This window comes from Trichlorobacter ammonificans (assembly GCF_933509905.1).
GTDB classification, from domain to species: Bacteria; Desulfobacterota; Desulfuromonadia; order Geobacterales; family Pseudopelobacteraceae; genus Trichlorobacter; species Trichlorobacter ammonificans.
The window spans coordinates 1,819,853-1,846,531 of sequence record NZ_OW150024.1 but is presented as its reverse complement, the minus strand read 5'-3'; the positions used below and the strand labels follow the sequence as shown (position 1 = coordinate 1,846,531).

25 protein-coding genes and 1 tRNA gene are annotated in these 26,679 nt (G+C 64.3%); 10 read left to right on the top strand and 16 right to left on the bottom strand.

Annotation, left to right across the window (positions count from 1 at the left end):
* Nucleotides 1–22 precede the first annotated feature (22 nt).
* The 16 genes from gspN to nadB form a co-directional block, all read right to left on the bottom strand.
* Nucleotides 23–892 carry a type II secretion system protein GspN gene (gene gspN / locus RAK07_RS08310; RefSeq protein ID WP_305732370.1) on the bottom strand — a complete coding sequence of 290 codons (870 nt, stop codon included), beginning with the start codon at nucleotides 890–892 and terminating at the stop codon, nucleotides 23–25.
* Nucleotides 889–1,443 (bottom strand): hypothetical protein, encoded by a 555-nt coding sequence (locus RAK07_RS08305; protein ID WP_305732369.1) that lies wholly within the window; start codon nucleotides 1,441–1,443, stop codon nucleotides 889–891. The genes gspN and RAK07_RS08305 overlap by 4 nt, the downstream gene beginning before the upstream one ends.
* On the bottom strand, nucleotides 1,440–2,756 hold the full coding sequence (gspL, locus tag RAK07_RS08300) for a type II secretion system protein GspL (protein WP_305732368.1): 1,317 nt from the start codon (nucleotides 2,754–2,756) through the stop codon (nucleotides 1,440–1,442). Before gspL ends, RAK07_RS08305 begins: the two co-directional genes overlap by 4 nt.
* Nucleotides 2,757–2,792: 36 nt before the next feature.
* Nucleotides 2,793–3,722 carry a type II secretion system minor pseudopilin GspK gene (gene gspK, locus RAK07_RS08295; RefSeq protein WP_305732367.1) on the bottom strand — a complete coding sequence of 310 codons (930 nt, stop codon included), beginning with the start codon at nucleotides 3,720–3,722 and terminating at the stop codon, nucleotides 2,793–2,795.
* Complete coding sequence (locus RAK07_RS08290; RefSeq protein WP_305732366.1) at nucleotides 3,719–4,336, bottom strand: type II secretion system protein GspJ; 618 nt, start codon at nucleotides 4,334–4,336, stop codon at nucleotides 3,719–3,721. Before RAK07_RS08290 ends, gspK begins: the two co-directional genes overlap by 4 nt.
* Nucleotides 4,317–4,676 carry a type IV pilus modification PilV family protein gene (locus RAK07_RS08285; RefSeq protein ID WP_305732365.1) on the bottom strand — a complete coding sequence of 120 codons (360 nt, stop codon included), beginning with the start codon at nucleotides 4,674–4,676 and terminating at the stop codon, nucleotides 4,317–4,319. Before RAK07_RS08285 ends, RAK07_RS08290 begins: the two co-directional genes overlap by 20 nt.
* Nucleotides 4,673–5,188: a prepilin-type N-terminal cleavage/methylation domain-containing protein gene (locus RAK07_RS08280; protein ID WP_305732364.1), complete on the bottom strand. Its 516-nt coding sequence runs from the start codon at nucleotides 5,186–5,188 to the stop codon at nucleotides 4,673–4,675. The genes RAK07_RS08285 and RAK07_RS08280 overlap by 4 nt, the downstream gene beginning before the upstream one ends.
* Before the next feature lies 1 nt (nucleotide 5,189).
* Entirely contained in the window at nucleotides 5,190–5,633 is a 444-nt protein-coding gene (gene gspG, locus RAK07_RS08275; RefSeq protein ID WP_305732363.1) for a type II secretion system major pseudopilin GspG, read from the bottom strand.
* Between the two features lie 22 nt (nucleotides 5,634–5,655).
* On the bottom strand, nucleotides 5,656–6,873 hold the full coding sequence (gene gspF / locus RAK07_RS08270) for a type II secretion system inner membrane protein GspF (RefSeq protein WP_305732362.1): 1,218 nt from the start codon (nucleotides 6,871–6,873) through the stop codon (nucleotides 5,656–5,658).
* Entirely contained in the window at nucleotides 6,854–8,419 is a 1,566-nt protein-coding gene (gene gspE, locus RAK07_RS08265; protein WP_305732361.1) for a type II secretion system ATPase GspE, read from the bottom strand. Before gspE ends, gspF begins: the two co-directional genes overlap by 20 nt.
* Nucleotides 8,416–10,365 carry a type II secretion system secretin GspD gene (gene gspD, locus RAK07_RS08260; RefSeq protein ID WP_305732360.1) on the bottom strand — a complete coding sequence of 650 codons (1,950 nt, stop codon included), beginning with the start codon at nucleotides 10,363–10,365 and terminating at the stop codon, nucleotides 8,416–8,418. Before gspD ends, gspE begins: the two co-directional genes overlap by 4 nt.
* Nucleotides 10,366–10,380: 15 nt before the next feature.
* Nucleotides 10,381–11,265 carry a type II secretion system protein GspC gene (gene gspC / locus RAK07_RS08255; protein ID WP_305732359.1) on the bottom strand — a complete coding sequence of 295 codons (885 nt, stop codon included), beginning with the start codon at nucleotides 11,263–11,265 and terminating at the stop codon, nucleotides 10,381–10,383.
* Between the two features lie 75 nt (nucleotides 11,266–11,340).
* Entirely contained in the window at nucleotides 11,341–12,363 is a 1,023-nt protein-coding gene (locus tag RAK07_RS08250; protein WP_305732358.1) for a DUF3187 family protein, read from the bottom strand.
* A 9-nt stretch (nucleotides 12,364–12,372) separates the two neighbouring features.
* A complete protein-coding gene (locus RAK07_RS08245) occupies nucleotides 12,373–12,585 on the bottom strand; it encodes a hypothetical protein (RefSeq protein ID WP_305732357.1) in 213 nt (70 codons plus the stop codon).
* Nucleotides 12,582–12,875: a chorismate mutase gene (locus tag RAK07_RS08240; RefSeq protein WP_305732356.1), complete on the bottom strand. Its 294-nt coding sequence runs from the start codon at nucleotides 12,873–12,875 to the stop codon at nucleotides 12,582–12,584. The genes RAK07_RS08245 and RAK07_RS08240 overlap by 4 nt, the downstream gene beginning before the upstream one ends.
* A gap of 8 nt (nucleotides 12,876–12,883) precedes the next feature.
* Nucleotides 12,884–14,491 (bottom strand): L-aspartate oxidase, encoded by a 1,608-nt coding sequence (gene nadB, locus RAK07_RS08235; RefSeq protein WP_305732355.1) that lies wholly within the window; start codon nucleotides 14,489–14,491, stop codon nucleotides 12,884–12,886.
* A 115-nt stretch (nucleotides 14,492–14,606) separates the two neighbouring features.
* On the opposite strand from nadB, the gene RAK07_RS08230 reads away from it, so the two are divergent.
* From RAK07_RS08230 to RAK07_RS08185, 10 genes are all read left to right on the top strand, one after another.
* Nucleotides 14,607–15,548, top strand: a complete 942-nt coding sequence (locus RAK07_RS08230) for a bifunctional riboflavin kinase/FAD synthetase (protein WP_305732354.1) — start codon at nucleotides 14,607–14,609, stop codon at nucleotides 15,546–15,548.
* Nucleotides 15,549–15,550: 2 nt separating this feature from the next.
* Nucleotides 15,551–16,570, top strand: a complete 1,020-nt coding sequence (locus tag RAK07_RS08225) for a lysylphosphatidylglycerol synthase transmembrane domain-containing protein (protein WP_305732353.1) — start codon at nucleotides 15,551–15,553, stop codon at nucleotides 16,568–16,570.
* Nucleotides 16,567–18,444 (top strand): glycosyltransferase family 117 protein, encoded by a 1,878-nt coding sequence (locus RAK07_RS08220; RefSeq protein ID WP_305732352.1) that lies wholly within the window; start codon nucleotides 16,567–16,569, stop codon nucleotides 18,442–18,444. The genes RAK07_RS08225 and RAK07_RS08220 overlap by 4 nt, the downstream gene beginning before the upstream one ends.
* An 11-nt stretch (nucleotides 18,445–18,455) precedes the next feature.
* On the top strand, nucleotides 18,456–19,316 hold the full coding sequence (locus RAK07_RS08215) for a shikimate dehydrogenase (protein ID WP_305733493.1): 861 nt from the start codon (nucleotides 18,456–18,458) through the stop codon (nucleotides 19,314–19,316).
* Nucleotides 19,317–19,393: 77 nt separating this feature from the next.
* Entirely contained in the window at nucleotides 19,394–21,100 is a 1,707-nt protein-coding gene (pilB, locus tag RAK07_RS08210; RefSeq protein WP_305732351.1) for a type IV-A pilus assembly ATPase PilB, read from the top strand.
* Nucleotides 21,101–21,124: 24 nt separating this feature from the next.
* A complete protein-coding gene (locus tag RAK07_RS08205) occupies nucleotides 21,125–22,216 on the top strand; it encodes a type IV pilus twitching motility protein PilT (RefSeq protein ID WP_305732350.1) in 1,092 nt (363 codons plus the stop codon).
* Between the two features lie 28 nt (nucleotides 22,217–22,244).
* On the top strand, nucleotides 22,245–23,453 hold the full coding sequence (locus RAK07_RS08200; RefSeq protein ID WP_305732349.1) for a type II secretion system F family protein: 1,209 nt from the start codon (nucleotides 22,245–22,247) through the stop codon (nucleotides 23,451–23,453).
* A gap of 3 nt (nucleotides 23,454–23,456) precedes the next feature.
* Nucleotides 23,457–25,094: a two-component system sensor histidine kinase NtrB gene (locus RAK07_RS08195; protein ID WP_305732348.1), complete on the top strand. Its 1,638-nt coding sequence runs from the start codon at nucleotides 23,457–23,459 to the stop codon at nucleotides 25,092–25,094.
* Nucleotides 25,094–26,488, top strand: a complete 1,395-nt coding sequence (locus RAK07_RS08190; protein WP_305732347.1) for a sigma-54-dependent transcriptional regulator — start codon at nucleotides 25,094–25,096, stop codon at nucleotides 26,486–26,488. The genes RAK07_RS08195 and RAK07_RS08190 overlap by 1 nt, the downstream gene beginning before the upstream one ends.
* 52 nt (nucleotides 26,489–26,540) lie before the next feature.
* A tRNA-Val gene (locus RAK07_RS08185) sits at nucleotides 26,541–26,615 on the top strand.
* The last annotated feature ends 64 nt before the right edge of the window (nucleotides 26,616–26,679 follow it).

Sequence of the window (26,679 nt, the reverse complement as noted above, 5' to 3'; positions counted from 1 at the left end):
AAAGAACCGTAACCGGTCTCCGTCAGGGGGCAGGGGGAGCGGGAGGCGGCGGGGTGGTGGTGGCTCCCCGAGGCGTCAGCTGCGGGGAGGCGAGGGTGCCGCCAATGGGCAGGGTGTAGCGTCCCGGCGAGGTCAGGTAGGGAAACATCAGCAGGAAGACGCTCTTCTGGCGCTCCAACAGCTCCGCGGTGGGGAGCAGCTCCAGGTTCAGGGCCAGGGGAGCGGAGGGAGCAAGGGGCAGGGAACCGGTGAGACGCAGATAGATGCCCTCCCCCTGCATGGCCAGGCTGGCGATGCTGACGGTGGAACCGCTGAGTTTCAGTAGGCCGCGGGTATCGGGGACGGTCAGGTCCGGCAGCGGCATGGCAGCCAGCTTTGCCTTGGACAGCCCCAGGGAGCTGATCCTGAGCTTGGCTTCCCCGCTGGCTCCCTTGAACTCGGCGTCGAGTTGCAGGGTGCCCGTGATGCTCCCCTCGATGGTGCGGGTCAGGACCGGCAACTCCGCCAGTTGCAGGCCACTAACCTGCAGGTTGCCCCCCGGGGAGGGGTAGAGGGTGACGCTGCCGCCGATGGTGCCGGCACCGATCCGTCCTTCCAGGGAGGCGGCCACCGTGCCGGTCAGAAGCGGCAGGAGGCGCAGCCTGACGCTGGCCCGGTCGATGGTCAGGTAGGTGGCGTTGCCGTCGCCGATGGCGAGTCCGCTTCCTTTCAGCCCCAACGGCACGGCGGTGCCGAGCCGCTCGGCCTGCAGCGTAACCCCCCGGCTGGCGAGACTGCGCACCACGAACCGCTCGATAACCCGGTCCGGGATCATCAGCACGGTCAGCACCGGCAGGAGCAAGCAGGCGGCCAGCAGCATACCGGCCAGTATCAGGGGGCGCGTTCCGGTCATTTCCGCTCGCCGGCCGGTGCCGGCCGCAGCAGTGAAAGGGTGATCACGGCATCCAGCCGGGCCGGTTCGTTGAAGCGGGTTTTGGCGACAAACCTGCGCACCGCCACCGGTTTCTGGTGCTGTTCCAGGCGGTGCAGCAGGTTGATCAGCTCATTGGCGGAAAGCCCGGCAATGGTGATTTCGGCCCCCTCCTCCAGCACGCCGCTCTGCTCGCGGCGGGGCAGGGGTTTGGACTGAACTCCCCCCTTGGTCACGATACCGCTCTGCTCGATCAAAAGTACCGGGGTGTCTTCGGGCGTCACCGCCGCCAGGCGGTTGGTCAGGCGCAGAGCGCCGGCAGAGGCTTCCTTGTGCCGTTGCTGCAGCACCAGCAGTTCGGCCAGGGTCTGTTCCCGGGAGGTCTTGCGGGCCTCCAGGCGGGCCAAGTGGCCGAAGAGCAGGGCATAGGCGGTGAGGAGGGCCAGTGCCAGGCAACAGGCAATGGCGGCCGTGCGGCGGCCGGCATGGTCGAGGGCTTCGTATCGTTCCTTCAGTACGGTGACGAGATTCATGGTTTGCTTCCTCCCCGACTGCCCCGCAGGGTGAACAGCACCGTGCCGTTGGGGCGGGTGGTGAGTTCGGGTTGGTCCACGTTCCACTCCCGGTCGCCGAGACGTTGACGGAACGAGGTGACATCGGCCGACGAGCGGGCATCCCCCTTCACCATGAAGCGGGCTTCATCCAGCTCGACTTCGGTCAGGCCGCTGACGCCGTCCCCCTTGGCATCGGCCAGCAGCTTCAGGAAGGCAAGGGTCTGCAGGGAGGAACCGCTGCTTTCCAGGCGACGGATTTCCGCCTTCAGTTCGGCGCTTTCGTCCACCGGTTTTTTCCGGGTGGGAAACACCTCCTTGTAGATCTTGCCGATGGAGCGGTCCAGCGAGTTCAGGTCGGCGGAGAGCAGGTACCAGCGGGTGCCCAGCTCCGCGAAGAGCAGCACCAGCAGTAGCGCGGCAAGGAGGAGGGGGACCCGGAAGGTGCGCAGCAGCTGGCTGCTGCGGCCGGTCCAGGCCAGGGGGCCGGTGCGCAGGTTGAAGACCGGTTCGGCGGAGCAGTAGGCCAGGGCCACCGCCAGGGGGGAGAGCAGGGCGTCGGGCTTCATATCGCCGCTGATCGTGCCCAGGGTCAGCACTGCCGGCAGCGGCAGCGGTTTTTCCGTGGCCGCTGCCTCCCGTGCCGAGGCGCCGAGGCGGAAGCGCTGGGTAATCTGCAGGTTGTGGGTCAGTTCCAGGGTGGTCAGGGTCTGCTCGACGGTGGCGCCGCTGCTGCCCAGGTGACGGCAGAAGAGCGGCACTCCGCCGCGGATCGCCAGCAGGGCGGTATCGTCGTACAGGACCGCCGCCGTTTCCGGGCCGATGGCCGTCCCCTGGGCGGGCAGCAGCAGGTGCCAGTGCAGGCAGGCCACGGTGACCACCTCGGGGTCCATACCGGCCTGCCTGAACCGGTCGAGCAGCGGCTCCAGGGCGTCCCGGCCCAGCCAGCCGGCCAGCAGGGTGCCGGACGCCAGGGGGATGGCATCGCAGAGCAGTGCCGGGCTTTCCAGGGCGGTTTCGCCGGCAAGTTCCAGGGGCAGCACCGCCCGGATCTTGCGTCGGTCGCTGATCGGCAGGGAGAGCTCCCGCAGGGTGACCAGGGCAGGGGGAAGTGCCAGAATGGTGCGGATATCTTCCGAGGCCGGCGGGCACTGCTCCCGGAGGAGCTCCACCAGCTCCTCCTCGCTGTTCCAGGGAAGGCTGAAGCCGCTTAACGGGATCGGCTCCGTGCCGCTTTTCCTGAAGCGGGCGCCGGTAACCTCGGTGGCGGTGAGTTGGATAACCTGGATGATCATAGTGTGTCGTTCTCCATGGCTGGTGCCAAAACGGTGTCAGAATTCCCGCCAGTAGACGATGAGCGGCGACGTGCCGGAAAAGCGGGCCACCGCCTCGATGGTGCGGACGGTGTCGCCCACGGTTGCCTCGGCAATGATCCGGTAGACGCTTCCCTTGGTGCTGATGCTGGTCAGCAGTGACGGTGCGATGCCGTCCATGCCGGCCACTTGGGACAGCTCCGCCGGATTCTTGAACGGCGTTGCCCTGCGATGTTCGATAATCCGGTCCGCCAGCGGGAGCGACATCCGCTCGTCAAGGGCTGCCAACACCTGGCGGGGGGCAGTGTTGATGTTGACCGGCGATGCCGGCGAGCCGGCCGGTCCTTCGCCGTAGACGGTAATGAAGGGACGCAGCTTTTCCAGCACCTCGCTGTCGAACCCCTTGACCCGGTTCACCTCCTCGACGGTGAGCAGCGGTCCGTTGCGCGGCCGGGAGCGCTGTTTCTGGGCCAGGTACCAGTCGGCCTCCGCTCCCGCGGGATTGGGAACGCTTCCCTCGTCGATCCAGTCGGCCAGCGCATCCGCCAGGTCCGGGGAAAGTTTCTGCTGACGGAACAGGCGGCGCACCATCCCCATGTACGGTTCGTTGGCGGTACCGTTGGGCAGGGCCACCAGGTTCAGGTTCAGGCGGCTGCTTTCGTCGATGATCCGGATGCGTAGCCGGCCCCGTTCCTCGTCCAGCGTGATCGGCATTGCCCAGGCGTCGTTCAGGGTGGTGTAGGAGGCGGTGCCCAGGGTATGGCTGAGCAGTTGCAGCGCTCCGTTGACGCCCCCCTCGGCAAAGAGTCCTCCCTGGATACTGTCGGCGGCGGTACGGCTCGACCCCGACTCCTGGTAGACGTCGTTGATGAACAGCACGGTCATGCCGGTGAGAAGCGCCACCAGCACCAGCACGATAACCAGCGCGAATCCCCGTTGCGTGGTCATGGTCCGGTGATCCTCGGTACTGCCGTGATCCGGTGTGAGACGACGCGTTCGCGGTCCCGCAGGGTGACGGTAACCCGGATCGCCTTGGGCAGAGCCGGTGTCAGGGAGGTGTCCCAGTTCTTCAGCCATTTGGAGCCGTCGTAGCATTCCACCAGGAACCCTTCCAGCTTTTCCAGAACCGGGTAGGCGGCTACCCGCTCCATTTCCTCCTCCAGGAAGTAGTCCCTGGCCGCGCGGGTCAGCTTCAGCTGCTCTCCCGCCTCCACCACCAAGTAGCGCAGCAGCAACTGGTCGGAAACCGGCCCGTCCGCAGGGGGGGCGATGGTGGCGAAGCTGAGGTTGGAGGCCGGCTTGCCGAAGAAGTCGCGGTCCTCAACCAGCAGGCGGAGCTGTTTGTCGCCGGCCCGGTAGAGGAGCGACGTCAGTTCCCGCCGCAGCAGGTCCAGGGCGGAACGCAAGGCGCGGCGCTGCTCCATGTCCACGCCGGCCACCTGCTGGGCCCGGTTCAGCGAGAAGAAGACGCCGTAGGCCGCCGTGATGACCAGCGAGGCGATGGCCAGGGCCACCAGCAGTTCCAGCAGGGTGAACCCCCCGTTACGGCGTGGTGCGGCCATAGGTCACCAGGGCAAGGGAGCGGGTCCCCTTCTGCCAGGAAACGGTCAGCACGTAGCGTTGCAGACCGGGAAAAGGTGCCGGGGTTGCCTGGCGTTGCCAGGTGGTTTCCGGGTAGTCGGGAGCGAAGGTTCCTTCGCTGGCTGAGCTTTTCAGAAAGAGCGGATCGTCCAGCAGTGCCCGGCCCAGCAGCAGGGCGGTGGTCTCCTCCCGGTCCCGCAGGGTGACGGAGAGGTGGTAGTTGAACGAGACCACCAGGGTGGTCAGCGCCCCGGCCATGATGGCCAGCGCCACCAGCACTTCCAGCAGGGTAAAGCCCCCGGTCCGCGACAGCCGGTTCATCGGAGCTCCTCCAGATATCCCTCGGCGATCCGGACAATGCCGCTTACCGGCAGCGCCTGCACGGTAGTGGCGGGGCCGCCGGGGAGCTGCAGGTGGATCAGCAGTGCTTCCGACAATCCCCCCGGACCGTAGGTCACCCGGACGGTACCGCTGGTGACGGTGCCCAGACGTTCGGTGCGCACATCGGTGATGAGCACGCCGTCCAGCAGGGCGGGCCGGCGCAGGTAGGGGTCTTCCGACGGCAGTTCCTCGCCGGTGACGGCCCGCCGGACCACCTCGATCTTCTGGTCGTCCAGATTGATCCGCAGGCGGTGGCTGACCTTGCCGGCGGCGGCCCGCTCGTCCAGGTAGCGCAGCTGCGCCGCCAGTTGGCGGGTCGAGGTGCGCAGCGCCGTGTCTCCCAGGGCGGGAAGCCGGGGAATGACCAGCAGCACCACCAGCGACAGGATCGCCAGCACCACTACCAGCTCAAGCAGGGTGAAGCCGCTGCCCGAGCAGCCGTATCGGTTCACGCTACTGGATGTTCCAGTTGCAGATGTCGGCACCCTTACCCTCGCCACCTTTCACGCCGTCGGTGCCCAGGGAGCAGAGATCGTAGTCGCCGTGCTCGCCCGGCGAGAGGTAGACGTAGTCGCCGCCCCAGGGATCCTTGGGGAGTTTTTTTCCTTCCAGGTAGCCTTCCTGGCGGTAGTTACGGGGAATCTGCCCCACGGTGGGCTTGGTGAAGAGTGCGTCCAGCCCCTGCTCGGTGGTGGGGTAGACGCCGTTGTCCAGCTTGTACAGCTTGAGGGCGGTTTCGAGATTGCGGATCTGCAGCTTGGCGTCGGCCAGCTTGGCGTCGTCGGAGCGGCCGATGATCTTCGGTCCCACCAGGGCGGCCAAAAGGGCCAGGATGACGATCACCACCATGATCTCGATCAGGGTGAAGCCTTTGCGGTTGTTGAAACGAACGGACATCTGAATCTACCTCCTGACGTTGTTACTTGATCAACTGGTTCAACTGGAAGATCGGCAGCAGCACCGCGATTACCACCAGGCCCACCATCAGGCCCATGGCCAGTACCATCATCGGTTCCAGCAGCCCCATCACACGGCTGGTCTGGGCCTCGAACTCACGCTCGAAGCTGCGACCGGCAGTTTCGAGACTCTCCTCCAGCGCGCCGCTTTTCTCCCCCACGGAGATCAGGTGCGTCAAGAGCGGCGGAAAGAGGGAAGAACGCTCCAGGGTATTGGAGAGGCTGCCCCCTTCCGCGACCGTGGTACGGGCCGTGTCCAGCACCTGGCGGTAGCTGCGGTTCACCACCGCGTCGGCGCTGATTTCGAGACTGCGCAAGAGCGGCACGCCGCTGCCCAGCAAAAGACCCAGCACCCGGGAAAAACGAGCCAGGGCCAGGGTCTGCAGCAGGCTGCCCAGTACCGGCAGGCGCAACAACCAGCGGTCGCGGGCCGCCAGGAACGATTCCCGTTGCGCCAGGCGACGGTAGAGGACGGTGCCGCCGACGGCGATCAGCGGCAGCAGCCACCAGCCGGCGCGCATCAGCGCACTGATCTTGAGCAGCGCCACGGTCAGGAAGGGGAGGGCCGCCTTGTTGTCGGCAAAAATTCCGGTGATCTTGGGGATGACGTAGGTCAACAGAAAGATCATGACACCGCTGCTGACCAGGGCCATCAGCGCGGGATAGGCAAGGGCGGCGCTGACCGTGCGCCGGATCTCCTCCTGCCGTTCCTGGAAATCGGCAAGCCGCTGCAGAATCCGGTCAAGGGCGCCGCCGGTCTCGCCGGCGGCAACCATGGCAACGTAGCCGGCGTTGAATACTTTCGGCTCCTCGGCCAGGGAGCGGGCCAGGGGAGCGCCTTCGGCAAGCCGCTCCCGCACCCGGCCCAGCACGGCGCGCAGTTCGTCATGCTGCTCTTGGCGGTAGAGGGCGGTCAGGGCCTCGTGCACCGGCACCGAGGCGGCGGTGAGGGTGGCCAGCCGGCGGGTGAACAGGGCCAGGGCCGCCACCGGCACCGAGCGGCGCCAGCGTCGCAGCACGTCGCCGGCCGCTGGCGGGGCGTCGTCGGCGGAAACCAGTTCCGTCGGCATGATCTCCCGCTGTCGCAGCAGGTCGCGGGCCGAACGGAGCGAATCGGTATCCAGCGTGCCGGACAGCTCTTTCCCGTCGGAACGGTATCCCCTATACCGGAAGATCGGCATACTCTTCCTGGGTGACCCGCAGCACTTCTTCCAGCGTGGTGATGCCGGCGGCCACCTTGGCCAGTCCGTCCTCGCGGATGGTCTTCATCCCCTTGCGGATGGCGTACTCCTTGATCTCGCCGGCAGGGGTGCGGCGGGTGATCATGCCGCACAACTCGGCATCAATGGGCAGCAGCTCGTAAATACCGACCCTGCCCAGGGTCCCCTGGCCGTAGCACTGCGGACAGCCTTTGCCCCGGTAGAGGGTGTCCGGCAGTCCCGGCATCGGCTGATCGTTGGTGTACGCCTCCCGGCAGTGGGGACAGATGGTGCGCACCAGCCGCTGGGCCAGGATGCCGGAGAGGGAGGAGGCAACCATGAACGGTTCAATCCCCATGTCGATCAGGCGGGTGATGGCGGTGGCGGCATCGTTGGTGTGCAGGGTGGAGAGCACCAGGTGGCCGGTCAGCGACGCCTGCATGGCGATCTCAGCCGTTTCGGCGTCACGGATCTCCCCCACCATGATGACGTCCGGGTCCTGGCGCAGCACGGCCCGCAGGCCGGCTGCAAAGGTCAGGTCGATGCGGGAGTTGACCTGGATCTGGCCAACGCCGGAGAGCTGGTATTCGATCGGGTCCTCGATGGTGATGAGGTTACGCTCCTGGCGGTTCAGTTGCGACAGGGCGGCGTACAGGGTGGTGGTCTTACCGCTGCCGGTGGGGCCGGTAACCAGGATGATGCCGCTGGTGCGGGAGATCAGGCGCTCCATCACCGTGACGTCGCGGGGGGAGAAACCGATCTCGCTTAAGGAGCGCACCCCCTGCTTGCGGTCCAGCAAGCGCAACACGGTCCGTTCGCCGAAGAAAGTGGGGACCAGGGAGACCCGGATATCCACCTCGTGGCCGGCCACCAGGACCTTGAAACGGCCGTCCTGGGGCAGGCGCTTTTCGGCGATGTTGAGCGAGGACATGATCTTGACCCGGGAGACCAGCGCCTCCTGAAGCAGCTTGGGGGGCTCCAGCTTCACGTGCAGGATGCCGTCGATCCGGAAGCGGACCTCCAGGGTGCGTTCGTAGGGCTCGATATGGATGTCGCTGGCCCGCTCCTTGACCGCCTGGAAGAGGATGGCGTTCAGAAGCCGGATCACCGGCGCCTCGTCGGTCAGGTCCAGCAGGTCCTTGGGATGGGCCAGTTCGGTGGCGATGGCGGTGAGGTCGTCGGCCACCAGGTTTTCCACCACGTCGCGGGCGGTGTCGGCGGTACGGGCATAGAGCCGGTTGATGGCCGCCAGTACTTCCCCTTCGGGAGCCACCAGAACGGAGAGGGGGGTGCCGTAGAGTTGGGCCACCTCGTCCTGGGCCAGCAGGTCCAAGGGGCGCCCCACGGCCAGCTCCAGGCGTCCGTCCCGCTCGGCGAGCGGCAGCAGGCAGCGGGAACGGGCAAAGGCCAGGGGGAGCCGTGAGAGCAGCGACGGGTCGGCCTGGGTGTCGTCGATCTGCTCCGCAAAGGGCAGGCCCAGGCGATCGGCTATCTGCCGTATGTCGGCAGCGGTCTGTTCCATGCTCATTTGCCGTCCGGTTGCTGCGGGGCAGTCACCGGTTTGGAGCCCCCCTCGATAATGATCTTCTGGGCGTCCACCGGCCCGAGATCCTTGGCCGAGTCGCCGAAACGATCGCGCTGTTCCCGGGAGATGGTGGAAAGGTCGCTGGCATCCTTGACGATCTGCGGGGTGAGCAGGATCATCAGGTTGGTCTTGGTGCGGGACTTGGTGCGGGTCTTGAAGAGCCAGCCCAGGCCGGGAATGTCTCCCAGTAGCGGAAATTTCTGTACATTTGTGTCTTCCGTGTCCTGGATGAGCCCGCCGATGACGATGGTCTCCCGGTCCTTGACCACCACGCTGGTCTTGGCGGAACGCTTGGTGGTGACCAGGTCGATGGCCTGCCCTTTATCGTTCTTCACCGCCGAGATCTCCTGGTAGATATCCATGCGGATGTAATCGCCCTCGCTTACCTGCGGCTTGATCTTCAGATTGATGCCGATATCTTTACGCTCAACTGACTCATAGGTGTTACTGGTGCCGGCAACTCCCGTGGTTGAGCCCTTGAACGGCACGTTTTCACCGACGCTGATTTCGGCCTCTTTGTTGTCCGTTGTTAAAAGATTTGGTGTTGAAAGAATATTCAGCAGGCCATTTTTATCCAGCGCCTTGAGAACCGTGGCTATGTTGACCGGAGTGCCGCTTTCCAGAGGAATATTCAAGTCGCTGGCCTTCTTGATGACATCACCAAGTGCTCCCATGGGGTCATAAAAACCGCCTATGGTTAAATACCGGTTCAGTACCGCGCCGCCAAGCACCCCGCTCTGAAGACCGAATTCCCTGCTCTTGTCCAGGGATACCTCGGCAATCAGCACCTGGACATAGACCTGTCTGCTGCGGCGGTCCAGTTTCCTGATCACCTGCAGCAAGCTGTTGTATTCGGTGGGGGAGGCCATGACCACCAGGGAGTTGGTGGCCTTGTCGGCGGTAATGGTAATCTTGCCGCCGTCCAGGGGGGACGCCTGCACTGCGCCGGGAACGGCGCCGGGCTGCGTGGCGGCCTGGGCGGTCAGTCCCCGCACCACCCCTTCCAGCACCTTGGCCATGTCCGTGGCATCGGTGTGTTCCAGGTAGACCACGTTGATTTTGCTGCCGGCGTTGGGCGGCGCAATATCAAGCAGCGCTATCAGGCTGCGGATATCTTTCTTGTCCTGCTCGGTTCCGAAGACCAGCAGGGCGTTCAGACGCTGATCGGGAAAAATCTGGACGCCGGCGGTACTGATCGCCTGTTGGGGGCCGACACCGGGGGTCGGCAGGCGAGGCCCCCTGCCGGCGAGCCATTCCCGCAGGATGTTGGCCAGGGCGTCGGCATTGCTGTGTTCGAGGTAGATCAGTTCTCCCCCGGAACGGCGCTGGGCGGTGTCGATGGTGGCCAGCAGTTCGGCGATCTTTTGGAGATTGGAGGCGGCATCCACCACCAGCAGCATGTTGCCGGGGCCGAAGGAGGCGATATGGCCGTCCTTGGAAATCAGCGGCTGCAGAAAGGCAAGCGCGTCCTGGGAGGATATCTGGGCCAGGGTGAAGACCCGCGCCAGGTAGGCATCGCTGACCGGTGTCCGTTCGCTCCCCTCGATCAGCTTCATGCCGGACTGCTTGACGCTGGTCAGCGGCACGATCTTGTAGACCTTGCCGGACTGGACCAGGGTGAACCCTTTCAGCTCCAACACGGAGGTGAAAAGGGCGAATGCCTCGTCAATGGTCAGCTTCGAGGGGGAGAAGATGGATATCTTCCCTTTTACCCGCTCATCCAGCACAAAGTTCTTGCCGGTCAGCTCGCTGATGAATTTGACCATGGTGGAGATATCCACATCGGAAAAATTCATCACCACGCCCTGCGCTGCCCCGTGCGCCGGCAGGGCGCGCAGGGAGCTGGACAGCATGAGAGCGGCACAAAGAATCATCAGAAAACGTTTCACGCAAACCTCCGGAAACTAACGGATTTCATAGGAAAGGCTGGTCGGGGCACCGTCCCGGATCAGGTCGAGCTTGATGCGGGTCTGCCCTTTCAGGGTCATGAAGGACTGGATCGCTTTCTCCGGGGAGTCGACCGGAAAATCGTTGATCTTCTGCAGTACATCGCCGTTTCGAAGGCCGATGGCGGCGAAGACCCCCTGGGGTTTCACCTCCGAAAGCCTGAAGCCTTCCACCTTGCCGTCTTTCACACTGGGCAGCAGGCGGGCGTCGGTCATGGCTTGGCCGATGTTGTCCAGGGCAGCGTTCAGCGCCCGTTGCTCGATGATGCCGCTGGAACCACCGCTGGCGGGGATGACGCCGACGGGCGCCGTTGCGGCCTGAGCAGGGGAGGCGGCGGGACGGGGAGCCTCCTGCGGCGCGTTGGGGGTGCGCAGGGTGATGGTCCGGTCACCGCTCTTCAGGTCAGCGGTTTCCTTGTGCACCGCGCTGAGAACACCCAGATCGAAGACCCGCTCGCCGACCCGGAAGACCCGTTCCTCGTTGGTGCTGGATTTGCGGACCAGCACAAAGCTTTGACGGGGGGTGCCGGCGGCGGTGCCCAGCAGCACCAGATCACCGGGGGCAACGGCCGGCGCGGCGGCGGCCGCCGGCTGGGGCGCGGCCATGGTCAGCGGGGTCAGGGTTCCCTTGGTCGCCGGGCCGAACAGCCCTTTTTCCAGGATGGAACCGAAGGCTCCCAAGGGAAGGGCCTGCCGGGAGGCAGCGCCGTCCGCCGGCGCGGCGGGGGCGGCGGGGGTAAGGCTGCCGAGCCGGTAGGCGGCGATATCGGCGAGAATCCGTGCCGTCACCAGAAGGATGAGGATGCCGAGAACGATATTTGCGGGAAGTATACTTCGTTGCATGGTGGATTCCGTGTATACCTTATAACGCCGGTCAGGCACAAGGATTTCTGAGGCGTACCGGCGGCGGAGGGGCCGTCAGAAACGCTTGCTGAGTCCCAGGTGGAAGGTGACGTCCGGCGCGGTGGCGACGGCGATGTCCTCGCCGACACCGATGTCCAGCAGGTAATCGCCGGGCAGCCGGAGGGTGCCGCCGCTGGTGAGCACTACCGCGCCGTTGCCGATTTCGGTGAGACCACTTTTGAACAGCGGCGTGTTCAGGTTGAATTGTACCTTGAGCGCGATCCAGGATGCCGGAGCCCATCCCAGGCCTGCGGTGCCCAGCGCCACGAGGTTTTCCCGCTGCCCTGCCAGGATCGAGCCGTCACTGGTGACCATGCCGCCGGCGGAGCCGAAGACCCCCAACGTACCCCACTCGGTGCGCCGGTTCATGGCACCGGAGAGGAAGAGGGTCAGGTCGACGCTGCCGCTGCCGGTCAGGGCGGAGGTGTCGCCGGTGGGCAGTTTCAGTTGGGCGCGCAGGGCAAGCTGATCATGGTCGCTGTCGGTCCGCTGTTCGAACAGGCGGTAGCCGGCCAGCAGGCTGACGTCGCCGATGCCGCCGCCGGAGCGGGTGACGTTCAGCAGGGTCCTGCCGTCTTTACTGTAGTGGTAGCGCAGCCGGTTGTTGGGAACCTGGTCCCGTCCCCCCTGGGGCATGCCGAATGCCGAATGCCAGTCGGTGATGAATCCGTCCAGAAATCCGCCGCTCTGCAGCACGAAGGGCAGCTCCAGACCCACCTCCAGGCCGTTGTGAAAACCGTAGTGGCCCGACAGGGTCCAGCGGTACAGTTCGCCGTCCAGCTCCAGCCGTTCGCTGGCGGAACTGTTGGCGGAGTAAATGCTGGCGATGTCCTGAGTCAGGCCGAAGCGCCATCTGCCGGCAGCCGTCAGGCTCGGTGCCGTTTCGGACGGCAGGCCGTAGATCTGGGCCAGGGGGGTGCGGTTGGCGGTGGCAAAGGGGGTGATTTCGAGGGGGTCCGCCATGGCGAAGGCAGGGGACAGGGTGGTCAGCAGGAGTGCGACGCCCGCCAGCAGGCGGGAGGGACGGTAACTGGTCACGCGGAGCTCCTATTCTTCCTCGGGTCGGATTCGGACCACCTGGTGAACATCGGGCAGGGCGGCGATCAGCCGGTCGTCCAGGGTATGGGTGTCGCCGATGACGCCGATGATGGTGCGGTTGGCGCCGGTGGACTGGTGGATGTCGAAATTGCGACCGATCAGGTACTCCTTGACATGATCGAGGGATTCTTCGGGACAGTTCTTCTTCATGATGATGATCATGGCTGTGCTGCGTCCTCCTGTTCCGGTTGTGTCATGATCCGCTCCAGCCGGCGGGATTCGTCGATGACCCGCTCGAACAGCCTGACAATGGCGCCGTCATCCAGGGGGCCGGGGTTGTCGTTTTTCATGCGGGCGAAAATCTTCTTCTCCCGTGAGGGATCGAACACCGGCAGTCCCAGGTCCTTTTTGCAGTGGCCGATTTCCAGGGCAAGGCGGGCCCGTTCATTGAAGATGCGGAGCAGGACGTCGTCCAGCAGGTCGATCCGTGTGCGCAGGTCGGCAATATCCATGGCGGCCCCTAAGTAAACGATTTTCTGATGATGGTGTCGCGCTTGAAGTTGGCGTCGTCCCGTTCCGGGTAGTCGATGGTGTAGTGCAGGCCGCGGGACTCCTTGCGGCTCTGGGCGCAGAGCACGATCAGTTCCGCCACGGTGGCCAGGTTGCGCAGTTCGATCAGGTCGGAGGTGACGATGAAGTTCCAGTAGTACTCCTCGATCTCGTCCTGGATCAGACGGATGCGGCGCAGGGCCCGCTCCAGCCGCTTGGTGGAACGGACAATGCCGACGTAGTTCCACATGAAGCGCCGGATTTCGTCCCAGTTCTGGGAAACCACCACCATCTCGTCGCTGTTGGTGGCGGTGCCGGAGTCCCATTCGCACAGGGTGCTGCCGTCGGGACGGGGGCGCTGCGCCAGGGTGGCCACGGCATGGCGGGCGGCCCGGCCGGCGTAGACCGCTGCCTCCAGCAGCGAGTTGCTGGCCAGACGATTGCCGCCGTGGAGACCGGTGAAGGCCGCCTCGCCGATGGCGTACAGGCCGGGAATGTCGGTTTCGGCATCGGTGTTGACCTGGATGCCGCCACACAGGTAGTGGGCCGCCGGCACCACCGGCAGCCATTCGCGGGTCATGTCCAGGCCGTATTCCAGGCAGGTCTGGTAGATGTTGGGAAAACGGCTGCGGACAAAGTCGGCCGGTTCGTGGGTGATATCCAGAAACACGCAGTCGTCGCCGTAGGTCTTCATTTCGTTGTCAATGGCCCGGGCCACGATATCCCGCGGGGCCAGATCCTTCAGGTGGTGGTACTTCTCCATGAAGGCGGTGCCGTCCCGGCGACGCAGGATCGCACCTTCCCCCCGTACCGCCTCGGATATGAGAAACGACTTGGCATTGGGGTGGAAGAGGGTGGTGGGGTGAAACTGCATGAACTCCATGTTGGCGATGGTGGCGCCGGCCCGGTAGGCCATGGCGACGCCGTCGCCGGAGGCCACATCCGGGTTGCAGGTGTAGAGGTAGACCTTGCCGGCGCCGCCGCTGGCCAGGACCGTGGCCCGGGCCGCGAAGGTCAACACCCGTTCGCTGCGGATATCCAGCACATAGGCCCCCAGGCAGGTATTGTCGGCGAGGGGACGGCGGGCAAGCTTGGCGCTGGTGATCAGGTCCACGGCGATATGATGTTCGTACAGTTCGATGTTGGGGTTCTGGCGCACCGCCTCCACCAGGGCCCGCTCGATCTCCCGGCCGGTGATATCCTCGGCATGCAGGATGCGCCGGGCACTGTGGCCTCCTTCACGGGTCAGGTCGTAGGCGTCCCCCGCCGTCGTGGTGGTGAATTTTACCCCCCACTCGATCAGGTTGCGGATGGTTTGGGGGCCTTCCTCCACCACCATTCTGACCACATCCTCGTGACAGATGCCGGCACCGGCGGTAAGCGTGTCCTCAACGTGGGCGTCGAAGGAGTCTTCGGCGGAAAAGACCGAGGCGATACCCCCCTGGGCGTAGCGGGTGGCCGATTCGGCAACCTCCCGTTTGGTGACGATGGCGACCCGGCCGTGCGCCGCCGCCTGCAGAGCAAAGGAGAGACCGGCGATGCCGCTGCCGATCACCAGAAAATCGCTTTCAATGGACATGAAGAGTCTCCGGATGACGCGTGGCTCGTGGTGCAGCGGATGATTATTGAACCCCGGCCGGGGGTTTGTCAAGGGAGGGTTGTCTGTAGAACAAATTTGTGCCATAAGCTTGCCCATGCGTACCATAACCACCGACGATTTCAGCAGGCCCCTGTGCGAGCGCTCCGTCGTGACCATCGGCAACTTCGACGGCGTGCACCGGGGACACCGCGAGATCTTCAGCCGGGTGCGCCGGCGGGCCGACCTGCTGGGTGCCGCCGCCGTGGTGGTGACCTTTGATCCTCATCCGCTGAAATTGCTCGATCCCGAGCGCCCGTTGCGGCTGATCACCACCCGGGAACAGCAGCGGGCCCTGATTGCCGAGAGCGATATCGATCTGCTGCTGGTGATCCCCTTTACCCCCGCCTTTGCCGCCACTCCCGCCGAAGCGTTCGTCCGTACCGTGCTGCACGGCTGTCTGGGGGTGCGCGCGCTGGTGATCGGCCACGACTATGCCTTCGGCCGGGGACGGGAGGGGGACGAACAGCTCCTGGAGCGGCTTTCCGGCGAGCTGGGGTTCGAGCTGATCGCCCTGGACCCGGTGGGAGAGCGGGAACTGCTCTTCAGCAGCAGTGCCGTGCGTCGCTTGGTGGCACAGGGGAACGTGGCCGGGGCGGTTGCGATGCTGGGGCGCTGTCACCGGGTGACGGGGCAGGTGGTGCCGGGACGGAGGATCGGCCGCACCCTTGGTTTCCCCACGGCCAATATTGTCACCGCCAACGAACTGATTCCGGCAGACGGCGTCTATGCGGTCTGGGTGGAGGTCGCGGGGGAGCTGCACCAGGGGGCCTGCAGCATCGGTGTCAACCCCACCTTTGACGGCGGGAGCCACACCATCGAAGCCTTCCTGTTCGACTACGACGGTGACCTGTACGGCAGGGAGATCGTTCTCCATTTCGTCGACCGGTTGCGGGATATCGTCCGCTTCAACGACGTGGAGAGTCTCATGGCGCAGATCCGGACCGATGTCGCCCGGTGCCGCGACCTGCTCATGGCCGGATTGCCGGTGGAGGCGTAACCGTGAAACGCTCCCGTCTGATGGTCTGGCTCGGTTGCGGCGTCAGCCTTCTCTTTCTCGTGCTGATACTGCGCAAGGTGGACGGTCGCCAGCTGCTGGACGCCCTGGGACGGCTCCATCCCGGCTACCTGCTTGCGGCGCTCGTTTCCACCTTTGCCAGTTTCGGGCTGCGGGCGGTGCGCTGGCGGTACCTGTTGATCCATGAACGCCCCATTTCCCTGGGATCGCTGTATCCGGCGGTAATCATCGGCTACATGGCCAATAACCTGTTTCCGGCCCGGCTGGGGGAGTTCATCCGTGCCTGGGTGCTGGCGGAACGGGAGCGGTTGCAGACGGCGGCGGTTTTTGCTTCCCTGGTGATCGACCGGCTCTTCGACGGTCTCTCCGTAATGGTGATGCTGGCGGCAGTCCTGCTGGTGCTGGAACTGCCGCCCGGCATGGAGCAGACCACGGCGCTGCTGCACGCGGGGGGCGTCTCCATGCTGTTGTTCTATGCCCTGGCGCTTGGCTTCCTGGTGGCTCTCAAGTGGCGGCCGGTGAAGACCCTGTCGCTGCTGGCGCGGCTGCTGAAACCCTTCCCGGCGGCGTTGTCGGAGAAGGTGATCTCTCTGTGCGGCTCCTTCCTGCAGGGACTGAAGGTGTCGGGGCACGCGGGACATCTGCTGGTGCTGGCGGCGAGTTCTTTGGGGATCTGGCTCACCGCCACCCTGCCGATCCACCTGGTGCTGGTCGGCTTCGGCATCCACCTGCCCCCCATCGCCTCCTTCTTCATCATGGTGCTGCTGGTCTTTGCCGTGATGGTACCGGCGGCGCCGGGCTACATCGGTACCTACCACCTGGCCTGCTACACCGGTCTTGTCGCCTTCGCCGTCCAGCCCACCGAAGCGGTGGCCATCTCGCTGGTGATCCACGGCATCGGCTTTTTTCCGGTGATCCTGGCCGGCCTCTACCACCTCTGGACGAGCGGGCTGTCGCTTTCCCACGTCCGGCGGCAGGCCGAAGCGGAGCAGCCCCCGTCATGAAGCTGCTCCGTGACGCATACCCGGACCCCTGGGCCCTTGCCGCCTTCCTGCTGCCCTTCGCCCTCTACCTTGCCACCCTGGCGCCGTCGGTCACTTTCTATGACAGCGGCGAATTCATGACCGCCACCTGGTACCTGGGCTCCGCCCATTCTCCCGGCTACCCGCTGTTCCTGCTCTACCTGAAGCCGTTCACCTGGCTGCCGCTGGGGAGCATCGCCTTCAGGATCAACCTGGCAACGGCGCTCTCGGCGGCTCTGGCCTGCCTGGGCTGCTACCATCTGACCCTTGCCCTGCTGAAGGGACGGAGCTTCGGCGCGAATGAGGCGTTCACCGCCTTCGCGATCCGCATGGCCGCCCTTGCCGGGGCACTGATCCTGGCCACCTCGCCCCGGCTCTGGCTGCAGAGTAATCATGACAAGCCGTACCCCCTCCTGGCCTTCATCACGGCGGTCATGTTCCTGCTGCTGCTGAAGTGGCGCGAACGGCTGCGTGCCGGCAGCGAGCAGCCGGCCTGGTGGTATGCCGTGGCCTTTCTGGCCGGACTGGCCAGCGGGGCCCACCAGACCGTAGTGTTGCTGCTGCCGGGGATGCTGCTGTTCGTGCTGATGTCTGCGCCGGCTGCGGTCCGTCGGGTGCGGGAGTGGCTGCTGGCCGCCGCCTGCCTGCTGGCGGGTGGGGCCGTACAGCTCTACCTGCCGCTGCGGGCTGCCGCCGGAGCCCTGCAGAGCTGGGGGGACACCAGCAGTCTGTCCCGCTTTCTCTGGCACATTCTGCGCAAGGGGTACCCGGAGGAACCCCACAACCGGGATCTGGCGCTGCTGGTGAAGCAACTGGGGGCCTTTGACATCCCCCATGAATTCGGCTGGGTCGGCCTGGGGCTGCTGGGCATCGGCATCTGGTCCTGCCGCAGGGTCGAGCGGGCGTTTCTGGCGGCCTTCCTGGCAGCGGTGGCCTGTTTCTGGCTGGTGATCGCCGGTCACTTCAACCCCCGCCTTGAGTCGATCTTTCTGACCGAGGAGTTCTACACGCCGCTGTACCTGCTCTCGGCGGTGATGGTGGCGTTGGGGCTGTTCGAATTTGTGGCCTGCGGGGTTCAGCGGGCAGCCACACCGCAGAGCTACGACTACCGCCATCGTCTGCTGCTGCCGTTTGTGTTTCTGCTGCTGCCGCTTTTTCAGCTGGGGCTCAACTTTTCGTCCCAGGATCAGCACGACAACTACCTGGCCCACGACTACGCCCTGAACACCCTGCGTACCCTGCCGGAGAACGGGGTGCTCTTCACCTGGGGAGACAGCGGCGCCTTCCCGCTCTGGTACCTGCACGGCGTGGAGCGGATGCGGCAGGATGTCGATCTGCCCCATATCCCTCACCTGACCTTTAGCTGGCACCGCCGCGAACTGCCCCGCCTGAAGCCCTATCTCGACGCCGGCCCCACCACGGGGGCGCCGGCCGAGACCGTGTTCCGCTCCCTGGCGGTCAACCTTGCCAACGAGCGGCCGGTGCTGGTGGACTTCTCCAGCCGCTACTCCCTGGAGTGGGCCGGTACCCAGCCGGTGCAGCAGGGGATCGTGTTCGGCCTCACCACGGGTGACCTGGTAACGGCCCTGGAGGAGCCGCAGATCTGGGATCATTACATCCTCCATCGACTGATCCCGGAACGCTGGCAGCCGGACGAGGACTCGCGCAAGGCCCTGATCATCCATGCCTACTGCCTGATGCAGTCGGCGGAAGATCTTGCCCGTCGGGGACATGTCCGGGAGGCCTCACGGCTGCTGGAGCGCTCCGAGGCGATCATGCCGGCCTGGCAAGAGAACCTGCGTCAACTGGCCGCCCGTTACGGTATCCCGGCGAAGAAAACGGAGGAAAAGCCGTAATGACCGATCAGATCACCCTTACCGGCGCCAGCGCGGTGTACGGCATCATCGGCTGGCCGGTACGCCACTCCCTGTCGCCGGTCATGCAGAACGCCGCGTTTCAGGCGGCGGGGATTGACGCCGTCTTTGTTCCTTTTGCCGTGGCGCCGGAGCGGCTGGCTGCGGCGCTGGAGGGGATGCGGGCGTTGCAGGTGGCCGGTTTCAACGTCACCATTCCCCACAAGACCGCCATCATGCCGCTCCTGGACGAGCTTGATCCTGCGGCGCGGGCTGCCGGGGCGGTGAACGTGGTGAAGAACCAAAACGGCCGCCTGGTGGGGTTCAATACTGATGGCGCCGGGCTGGTGCGGTCGCTGGAACGGGACCTGGGCTGTCCTCCCGCCGGTCGCCGGATCGTGCTGGTGGGGGCCGGCGGTGCCGCCCGCGGTGCCCTGGCTGCCCTGTGCCGGGCCGGAGCGGCGGAGGTGAGCGTGCTGAACCGCACCGCTGCGGCGGCTCGCGAGATGATTGCCCTCATCGGCTCGGAATCAGTCGCAACCGCCTGTTCCGTTCTTGACCCCGATGCCGTTGCCGCGGATTTCTGGCAGACGAGGGACCTGATCGTCAATGCGACCTCCCTGGGGATGCACGGCGAGGAGATCGCCGGGCTCGCCCTTGCATGCCTCCCCCCTGCCGCACGCGTGTACGACATGGTCTACAGCCCGCCGGAAACGCCGCTTCTGGCGGCTGCAGCGGCACAGGGGCTGGCAACCGCCAACGGGTTGGGAATGCTGGTGGCTCAGGGAGAGCTGGCCTTTGCCCTCTGGACCGGGACGCCGGCTCCGGAAAACGTGATGCGTGACGCCCTGAGCCGGTACCGTGATAGGACTTGACACCGGCGGAAACCGGCCGCTACTATCGCCCAGTTAGCCCAACCGACGCTCCGTTCGCGGTTCTGACAGGAGTTTACATGCAGACAAGCCGTCTGGGAGATATTCTGGTCAACAACAACCTGATCAGCCGGGAGCAGTTGGCCGCGGCCCTTCAGGAGCAAAAACTGTCGGGAGGGCAGGCGAAGCTCGGCGCCATTCTGGTCAAGCAGGGGATCGTCAGCGAGCAGGATCTGATCTCCTTTCTGTCCCGACAGTACGGTATTCCCACCATCAACCTGGCCGAGTACGACGTGGACCCCTCGGTTACCAAGGTGATCCCGGCGGAAGTGGCCCAGAAGTACCATCTGGTGCCGGTGAACCGCGCCGGCGCCACCCTCATCGTCGCGGTCTGCGATCCCTCCAATCTTTTCGCCATTGAAGACATCAAGTTCATGACCGGCTACAACGTGGAGATGGTCGTGACCTCCGAGTCCGATATCAAGGCGGCCATTGACCGCTACTACGACCAGTCCGCCACCCTGGCCGACGTCATGGACAACCTGGAGATGGAGGAGCTGGAGCTGGTGGATACCGACGAGGAGGTGGATGTCTCCTCCCTGGAGCGGGCCACCGAGGAAGCGCCGGTGGTGAAGCTGGTCAACCTGATCCTGATGGACGCCATCAAGAAGAAGGCCAGCGATATCCATATAGAACCCTACGAGAAGACCTTCCGGGTGCGCTACCGGATCGACGGCGTGCTCTACGAGGTGATGAAACCGCCGTTGAAGCTGAAAAACGCCATCACCTCACGGATCAAGATCATGGCGGAGCTGGATATCGCCGAACGCCGACTCCCCCAGGACGGTCGGATCAAGATCAAGCTGGGGGGCGGCAAGGATATGGACTACCGGGTGTCGGTGCTGCCCACCCTGTTCGGCGAGAAGATCGTGCTCCGTCTGCTGGACAAGAGCAACCTGCAGCTGGATATGACCAAGCTGGGCTACGAACCGGAGGCCCTGGCCCATTTCAAGCGGGAGATCCACAAGCCCTTCGGCATGGTGCTGGTGACCGGTCCCACCGGTTCCGGCAAGACGGTGTCGCTCTACTCGGCCCTGTCGGAGCTGAACAAGGTGACGGAGAACATCTCCACCGCCGAGGACCCGGTGGAGTTCAACTTCGCCGGCATCAACCAGGTGCAGATGCACGAGGATATCGGCCTCAACTTCGCCGCGGCCCTGCGCTCCTTCCTCCGCCAGGACCCGGACATCATCATGATCGGCGAGATCCGGGATTTCGAGACCGCCGAGATCGCGGTCAAGGCGGCCCTGACCGGCCACCTGGTGCTTTCCACCCTGCACACCAACGATGCCCCGGCCACCATTAACCGCCTGCTCAACATGGGGATCGAGCCGTTTCTGGTGGCCTCGGCGGTGAACCTGATCACGGCCCAGCGTCTGGGGCGGCGGGTCTGTACCGAGTGCAAGGAAAAAGAGGACGTGCCGGTCCAGGCGCTGATCGCCGCCGGCGTGCCCGCCGAAGAGGCGGGGGAGTACGTCTGCTACAGGGGACGGGGGTGCCCGGTCTGCAACAATACCGGCTACAAGGGACGGGTCGGCTTCTACCAGGTCATGCCGATGCTGGAGCCGATCCGCGAGCTGATCTTAAACGGCGCCAACACGGCGGAGATCAAGCGGGAATCAATGCGGTTGGGGATCAAGTCCATGCGCCAGTCGGCCCTGACCAAGCTGAGGGAAGGGATCACCTCCCTGGAAGAAGTGCTGCGCATCACCGTTGCCGACGAATAACCTTTTACCCAAGGAGCGACTGCCATGGCCAACCTGCATGAGCTGCTGAAAACGCTGGTGGAGTCCAACGGTTCGGACCTGCATATCACCACCAACTCCCCGCCCCAGATCCGGGTGGACGGCAAGCTGAAACAACTGGACTATCCCCCCCTGAATGCGGTGGACACCAAGCAGCTCTGCTACTCGGTGCTGACCGACTCCCAGAAACACAAGTTCGAGGAGGAAAACGAGCTGGACCTCTCCTTCGGGGTCAAGGGGCTCTCCCGCTTCCGGGGGAACATCTTCGTGCAGCGCGGCGCGGTGGCCGGCGTTTTCCGGGTGATCCCCTACAAGATCCTGACCTTCGAGGAACTGGGGCTGCCGCCGGTGATCCGGGAGTTGTCCGAAAAACCGCGGGGGCTGATCCTGGTGACCGGCCCCACCGGTTCGGGCAAATCCACCACCCTGGCCTCCATCATCGACTTCATCAACGTCAACCGCAAGGAACACATCGTCACCATCGAGGACCCGATCGAGTACCTGCATCCCCACAAGGGATGCCTGGTGAACCAGCGGGAGGTGGGAGCCGACACCAAGGGATTCAAGAACGCACTCAAGTACGTGCTGCGCCAGGATCCCGACGTGGTGCTGGTGGGGGAATTGCGGGACCTGGAGACCATCGAGGCGGCGCTGACCCTGTCGGAAACCGGCCACCTCTGTCTGGCCACCCTGCACACCAACTCCTGCGCCCAGACCATCAACCGGATCGTGGACGTCTTCCCGCCGTACCAGCAGACCCAGATCCGAGCCCAGCTCTCCTTCGTGCTGGAGGGGGTCATCTCCCAAACCCTGATTCCCAAGATCGGCGGCGGCCGCTGTCTTTCCATGGAGATCATGGTGCCCAATCCGGCTATCCGCAACCTGATCCGCGAGGACAAGGTGCACCAGATCTATTCCCAGATGCAGGTGGGACAGGAAAAGTTCGGCATGCAGACCATGAACCAGTCGCTGCACTCCCTGTTCGCACGGCGGCTGATCTCGCTGGACGATGCCCTGGGTCGCTCATCCGACCCGGAGGAACTGAAGCAGATGATCAACAATCCCGGCCTGGGCATGCGCCAGCCGCTGCGCCGCTGAACGACCGAGTCACGAGGAGGGATGAGTCATGCCAAAGTTTGCCTGGGAAGCCAAGACCCGTACCGGCGCGGTCCAGAAGGGGGTAACCGATGCACCGGACGCCGCATCGGTCGAGGTCCAGTTGAAACGGGCCGGCATGGTGGGGATTACGGTCAAGGAGCAACGGCAGGGGTTCAAGCTGCCCTCCTTCGGCGGCGGCAAGATCGAGACCAAGGATCTGGTCATCTTCACCCGGCAGTTTGCCACCATGATCGACTCGGGGCTGCCGCTGGTGCAGTGTCTGGACATTCTCTCCTCCCAGCAGGAGAAGCCGGCATTCAAGGAAATCCTGGTCAAGGTCAAGGAAAGCGTGGAGAGCGGCTCCACCTTTGCCGACGCCCTGGCAAAGCATCCCAAGGCCTTTGACGAACTGTACGTCAATCTGGTGGCCGCCGGCGAGATCGGCGGTATTCTGGATACCATCCTCAACCGCCTGGCCGCCTACATCGAAAAGGCGATGAAGCTGAAAAAGCAGATCAAGGGTGCCATGGTCTACCCTACCACGATCATGGCCATCGCCGTGATCGTCGTCGGTGTTATCCTGGTGTTCGTTATTCCGGTTTTTGCCAAGATGTTCACCGAAATGGGAGGAGACCTGCCGGGGCCCACCAAGTTCGTCATCGCGCTGTCCAATTTCATGAAGCGCTACATCATCGTTATGATCGCCCTTTTCTTCGCCGCTTCCACTGCGTTTAAGAAGTACTACGCCACTCCCGGCGGCAGGAAAAAGATCGATGCCCTGGCGCTGAAGGCTCCCATTGCCGGTCCCCTGATCCGCAAGGTGGCGGTGGCCAAGTTCACCCGTACCCTGGGCACCATGATCAGCTCCGGGGTGCCGATCATGGACGGACTGGAGATCGTGGCCAAGACCGCCGGCAACAGGATCGTGGAAGAGGCGATCTACGGGGTGCGCCAGGCGATCTCCGAAGGAAAGACCATGGCCGAGCCCCTTGCCGCCTGCGGTATCTTTCCTCCCATGGTGGTGCAGATGATATCGGTGGGGGAGGCCACCGGCGCCATGGATGCCATGCTGAACAAGATCGCCGATTTCTACGACGATGAGGTGGACGATGCCGTGGCCGCCATGACCTCCATGATGGAGCCGCTGCTGATGGTCTTTCTGGGAACCACGGTGGGGGGGCTGGTGGTGGCCATGTACCTGCCGATCTTCAAGATGGCAGGCGCCGTGGGCGGATAGCTCGTGACCTCTGAACGCCGGCTGCGGCTGTTCATCACAGCCAGGGTCGTGGTGACGATCCTGTTTCTGGCGTCAACGATCGTCCTCAAGCTGCAGGATCCCGAAGCGCTGGACAACACCCACTTCAGGGGCATCGTTCAGCTGATGGTGCTGTCCTGCGTCTTTTCCGCCGTCTCCCTGGCGCTGGTGGGACGACTGCAGTGGCGTCGCTCCCTGAGCCGGCTGCAGGTGGTCTGGGACATCCTGTTCGTCACCATGCTGCTGATCCTGACGGATGGCATTGCAAGCCCTTACTCCTTCCTCTATCTGCTGGCAATCATGAGCGCCGGCATGCTGATTTCCCGCCGCGATGCCCTCTATACCGCCGCGCTGTGCGTCATCCTCTACGGCGCCATGGTGGATATGCAGTACTACGGCATGCTGTCCGGTCTGGGGCTCACTCCCGACGCCGCACATGAGCGGGGTGAGGTTGTTGTGTTCTACACCCTGTTCTTGCACCTGGTCGGCTTTGTGCTGGCCGCCCTGGCAAGCGGCTATCTCAGTGAGCGGGCCCAGGTCAGCGAGGATGCCCTGCGGATCAGCGAGGTCAATTACGAGGAGCTGCGCTGTCTGCACTCGACCATCGTCGAGCACCTGGAAAGCGGCCTGCTGACGGTCACGACCGCCGGCGGAATCCGGGTGTTCAATCCCTACCTGCAACGGCTTACCGGACTTTCCCAGGAAGAGGCCTACAACCGTTCCCTGGCATCCCTGTTTCCCGACCTGGCCTTGAACGGGGCCGCCCTTGTCCGGCCCCGTCGCGGCGAGTTCAGCTACCGGTCCGCTTCCGGTGACAGCCGTACCATCGGCTACACCACCACGCCCTACCGTGATACCCAGGGGGAGACCGCCGGTCAGATCGTCACCCTGAAGGACCTGACCGAGTTGAAGCAGATGGAACAGGCCCTGAAACGCTCGGACCGGCTGGCGGCATTGGGGGAACTTTCCGCGCGCATGGCCCATGAAATCAGGAATCCGCTGGCCGCCATCAGCGGTTCGGTACAGTTGTTGACCGCGCAGGGCGGGCTGCCCGATCAGGAGTCCAGGTTGCTGGCCATCGTCACCCGTGAGTCGGAGCGTCTGAACGGACTGATCACCGATTTTCTGGCCTACGCCCGTCCCCGTCCTCCCCGGCTGGAGAACGTCGACCTGCGGCAGATGCTGCTTGACCTGCGGGAGCTTCTGGCGGCCGACCAGCGTTTTCGCACGGTGCAGATCGAGCTGGTGGGGCCGCCGATGTTTCTCATCCGGGCCGACCGGGGGCAACTGCACCAAGTATTGCTGAACCTGCTGCACAACGCGGCGGAGGCGATGCCGGAGGGGGGGACGGTGACCGTGGAGATGGCACGAGAGGGAGACGACGGAGGGAGCTCCGCCACGGCCCGCATCATGGTGGCCGATCAGGGGTGCGGGATCGACGACGAGACGATGCGGCATCTCTTTGAACCGTTCTGGACCACGAAAACCACGGGAAGCGGGTTGGGGCTCGCCACCGTGTATCGTATCATTGAAGGGCATGGCGGAACGATCCGGGTGTCACGGCCCCGCACGGGAGGGACCCTGGTTGTCGTCCGATTGCCGATGACGGAGGCTGAAAGCTGATGAAGACGAGAGTCCTGATCGTCGATGACGAATTGAGCATGCGGGAATTCCTGTCGATCCTGCTGGAGCGGGAAGGATACGAGGTGCTGACGGCCGCCGATGCCGCCACGGCCCTTTCCCGGTTGGCCTCCAACCGGATCGACCTGGTGATTTCCGATGTGCAGATGCCGGGCCTCTCCGGTTTGGAACTGCTCGCCTCCATCAAGCAGCAGACACCGGACACCGCCGTTCTGCTGGTCACCGCCTTTTCCACTGCCGAACAGGCGGTAGAGGCTATGAAGCTGGGAGCCTACGACTACCTGGCCAAGCCGTTCAAAGTGGAAGAGATCAAGGTTCTGGTGCGGAACGCCCTTGAACGGAGCGAGCTGAAGCGGGAGAATCGCCTGTTGCGCGAGCAGGCCGCGGAATCCGAAATGTTTGTCGGTATCGTTGGTCGTTCACCCCGTATGCGGGAACTGTTCGGCCTGCTGCGCAAGGTGATGGAGACCGCCAGTACGGTGTTGATAACGGGCGAAAGCGGCACCGGCAAAGAACTGGCCGCCCGTGCCATTCATAATGGCAGCAACCGGAAGCATAAGCCGTTCGTTGCCGTCAATTGCGGAGCCATTCCGGAAAACCTGATCGAGAGCGAGCTGTTCGGCCACGTGCGCGGAGCGTTTACCGGCGCTGTCGGCGAGCATCCGGGATTTTTCGAGCAGGCGAACGGTGGCACCCTCTTTCTCGATGAAATCGGCGAATTGCCCCTGGCCATGCAGACCAGACTTCTGCGCGTGCTGCAGGAGCGAGAGGTCCGCAGGGTAGGAGGGAACTGCACCAAAAAGGTGGATGTACGGGTGGTGGCCGCCTCCAACCGCGACCTCGCCGAGCTGGTCAGGGGAGGGGATTTTCGGGAAGATCTCTACTACCGGATCAACGTTTTTCAGGTCGTGATGCCGCCGCTCAGGGAGCGGATCGAGGATATTCCGCTCCTGGTGGAACATCTGCTGCGTAAACATGTCGCAGCCGGCAACGGCACCATTTCCTCCGAGGCGTTGAAGGCGCTGATGAATTACGGATTCCCGGGAAATGTCCGCGAGTTGGAGAACATCATTGAGCGGGCGCTGGTTTTGAACCCTGAGCGGATAACCGTGGATACGCTGCCTGCCGTGCTCAGGGGAGGAGAGCGGCGGTACGAGTCCGCCGGCGGGGTGCAGATACCTGATGATGGCATTGAGTTGGAAGCGGTTCTGGAGCACCTGGAAAAACAGTATCTGCAGCAGGCGCTGGCAAAGGCGGGCGGCAGCAAGACCCGGGCGGCGGAATTGTTGCGAATGTCGTTCCGCTCCTTCCGGTACAAGCTTTCAAAGTATGGCTTGGGGCCACCGGACGGTGCAGCGGACGCGGTGCGCAATTGAAAAATGCTTGACAGGCCATGGAATGGCTGCTATCACATGAAAACTTTGCTGGAGGCGCGTAGCTCAGGGGGAGAGCGCTACCTTGACACGGTAGAGGTCGGCGGTTCGAGACCGCCCGCGCCTACCATTGAAACGCGAGAGCGGCATCGGTACCCGATGCCTTTTTCGTTTGTGCAATCTGAGAGAGTCCG

Excerpts from the sequence above, each read along its gene's own strand:
- gspN (WP_305732370.1), bottom strand. The coding sequence starts at position 892 with ATGACCGGAACGCGCCCCCTGATACTGGCCGGTATGCTGCTGGCCGCC.
- RAK07_RS08305 (WP_305732369.1), bottom strand. The coding sequence starts at position 1,443 with ATGAATCTCGTCACCGTACTGAAGGAACGATACGAAGCCCTCGACCAT.
- gspL (WP_305732368.1), bottom strand. The coding sequence starts at position 2,756 with ATGATCATCCAGGTTATCCAACTCACCGCCACCGAGGTTACCGGCGCC.
- gspK (WP_305732367.1), bottom strand. The coding sequence starts at position 3,722 with ATGACCACGCAACGGGGATTCGCGCTGGTTATCGTGCTGGTGCTGGTG.
- RAK07_RS08290 (WP_305732366.1), bottom strand. The coding sequence starts at position 4,336 with ATGGCCGCACCACGCCGTAACGGGGGGTTCACCCTGCTGGAACTGCTG.
- RAK07_RS08285 (WP_305732365.1), bottom strand. The coding sequence starts at position 4,676 with ATGAACCGGCTGTCGCGGACCGGGGGCTTTACCCTGCTGGAAGTGCTG.
- gspG (WP_305732363.1), bottom strand. The coding sequence starts at position 5,633 with ATGTCCGTTCGTTTCAACAACCGCAAAGGCTTCACCCTGATCGAGATC.
- gspF (WP_305732362.1), bottom strand. The coding sequence starts at position 6,873 with ATGCCGATCTTCCGGTATAGGGGATACCGTTCCGACGGGAAAGAGCTG.
- gspE (WP_305732361.1), bottom strand. The coding sequence starts at position 8,419 with ATGAGCATGGAACAGACCGCTGCCGACATACGGCAGATAGCCGATCGC.
- gspC (WP_305732359.1), bottom strand. The coding sequence starts at position 11,265 with ATGCAACGAAGTATACTTCCCGCAAATATCGTTCTCGGCATCCTCATC.
- RAK07_RS08245 (WP_305732357.1), bottom strand. The coding sequence starts at position 12,585 with ATGATCATCATCATGAAGAAGAACTGTCCCGAAGAATCCCTCGATCAT.
- RAK07_RS08240 (WP_305732356.1), bottom strand. The coding sequence starts at position 12,875 with ATGGATATTGCCGACCTGCGCACACGGATCGACCTGCTGGACGACGTC.
- nadB (WP_305732355.1), bottom strand. The coding sequence starts at position 14,491 with ATGTCCATTGAAAGCGATTTTCTGGTGATCGGCAGCGGCATCGCCGGT.
- RAK07_RS08230 (WP_305732354.1), top strand. The coding sequence starts at position 14,607 with ATGCGTACCATAACCACCGACGATTTCAGCAGGCCCCTGTGCGAGCGC.
- RAK07_RS08220 (WP_305732352.1), top strand. The coding sequence starts at position 16,567 with ATGAAGCTGCTCCGTGACGCATACCCGGACCCCTGGGCCCTTGCCGCC.
- pilB (WP_305732351.1), top strand. The coding sequence starts at position 19,394 with ATGCAGACAAGCCGTCTGGGAGATATTCTGGTCAACAACAACCTGATC.
- RAK07_RS08205 (WP_305732350.1), top strand. The coding sequence starts at position 21,125 with ATGGCCAACCTGCATGAGCTGCTGAAAACGCTGGTGGAGTCCAACGGT.
- RAK07_RS08200 (WP_305732349.1), top strand. The coding sequence starts at position 22,245 with ATGCCAAAGTTTGCCTGGGAAGCCAAGACCCGTACCGGCGCGGTCCAG.
- RAK07_RS08190 (WP_305732347.1), top strand. The coding sequence starts at position 25,094 with ATGAAGACGAGAGTCCTGATCGTCGATGACGAATTGAGCATGCGGGAA.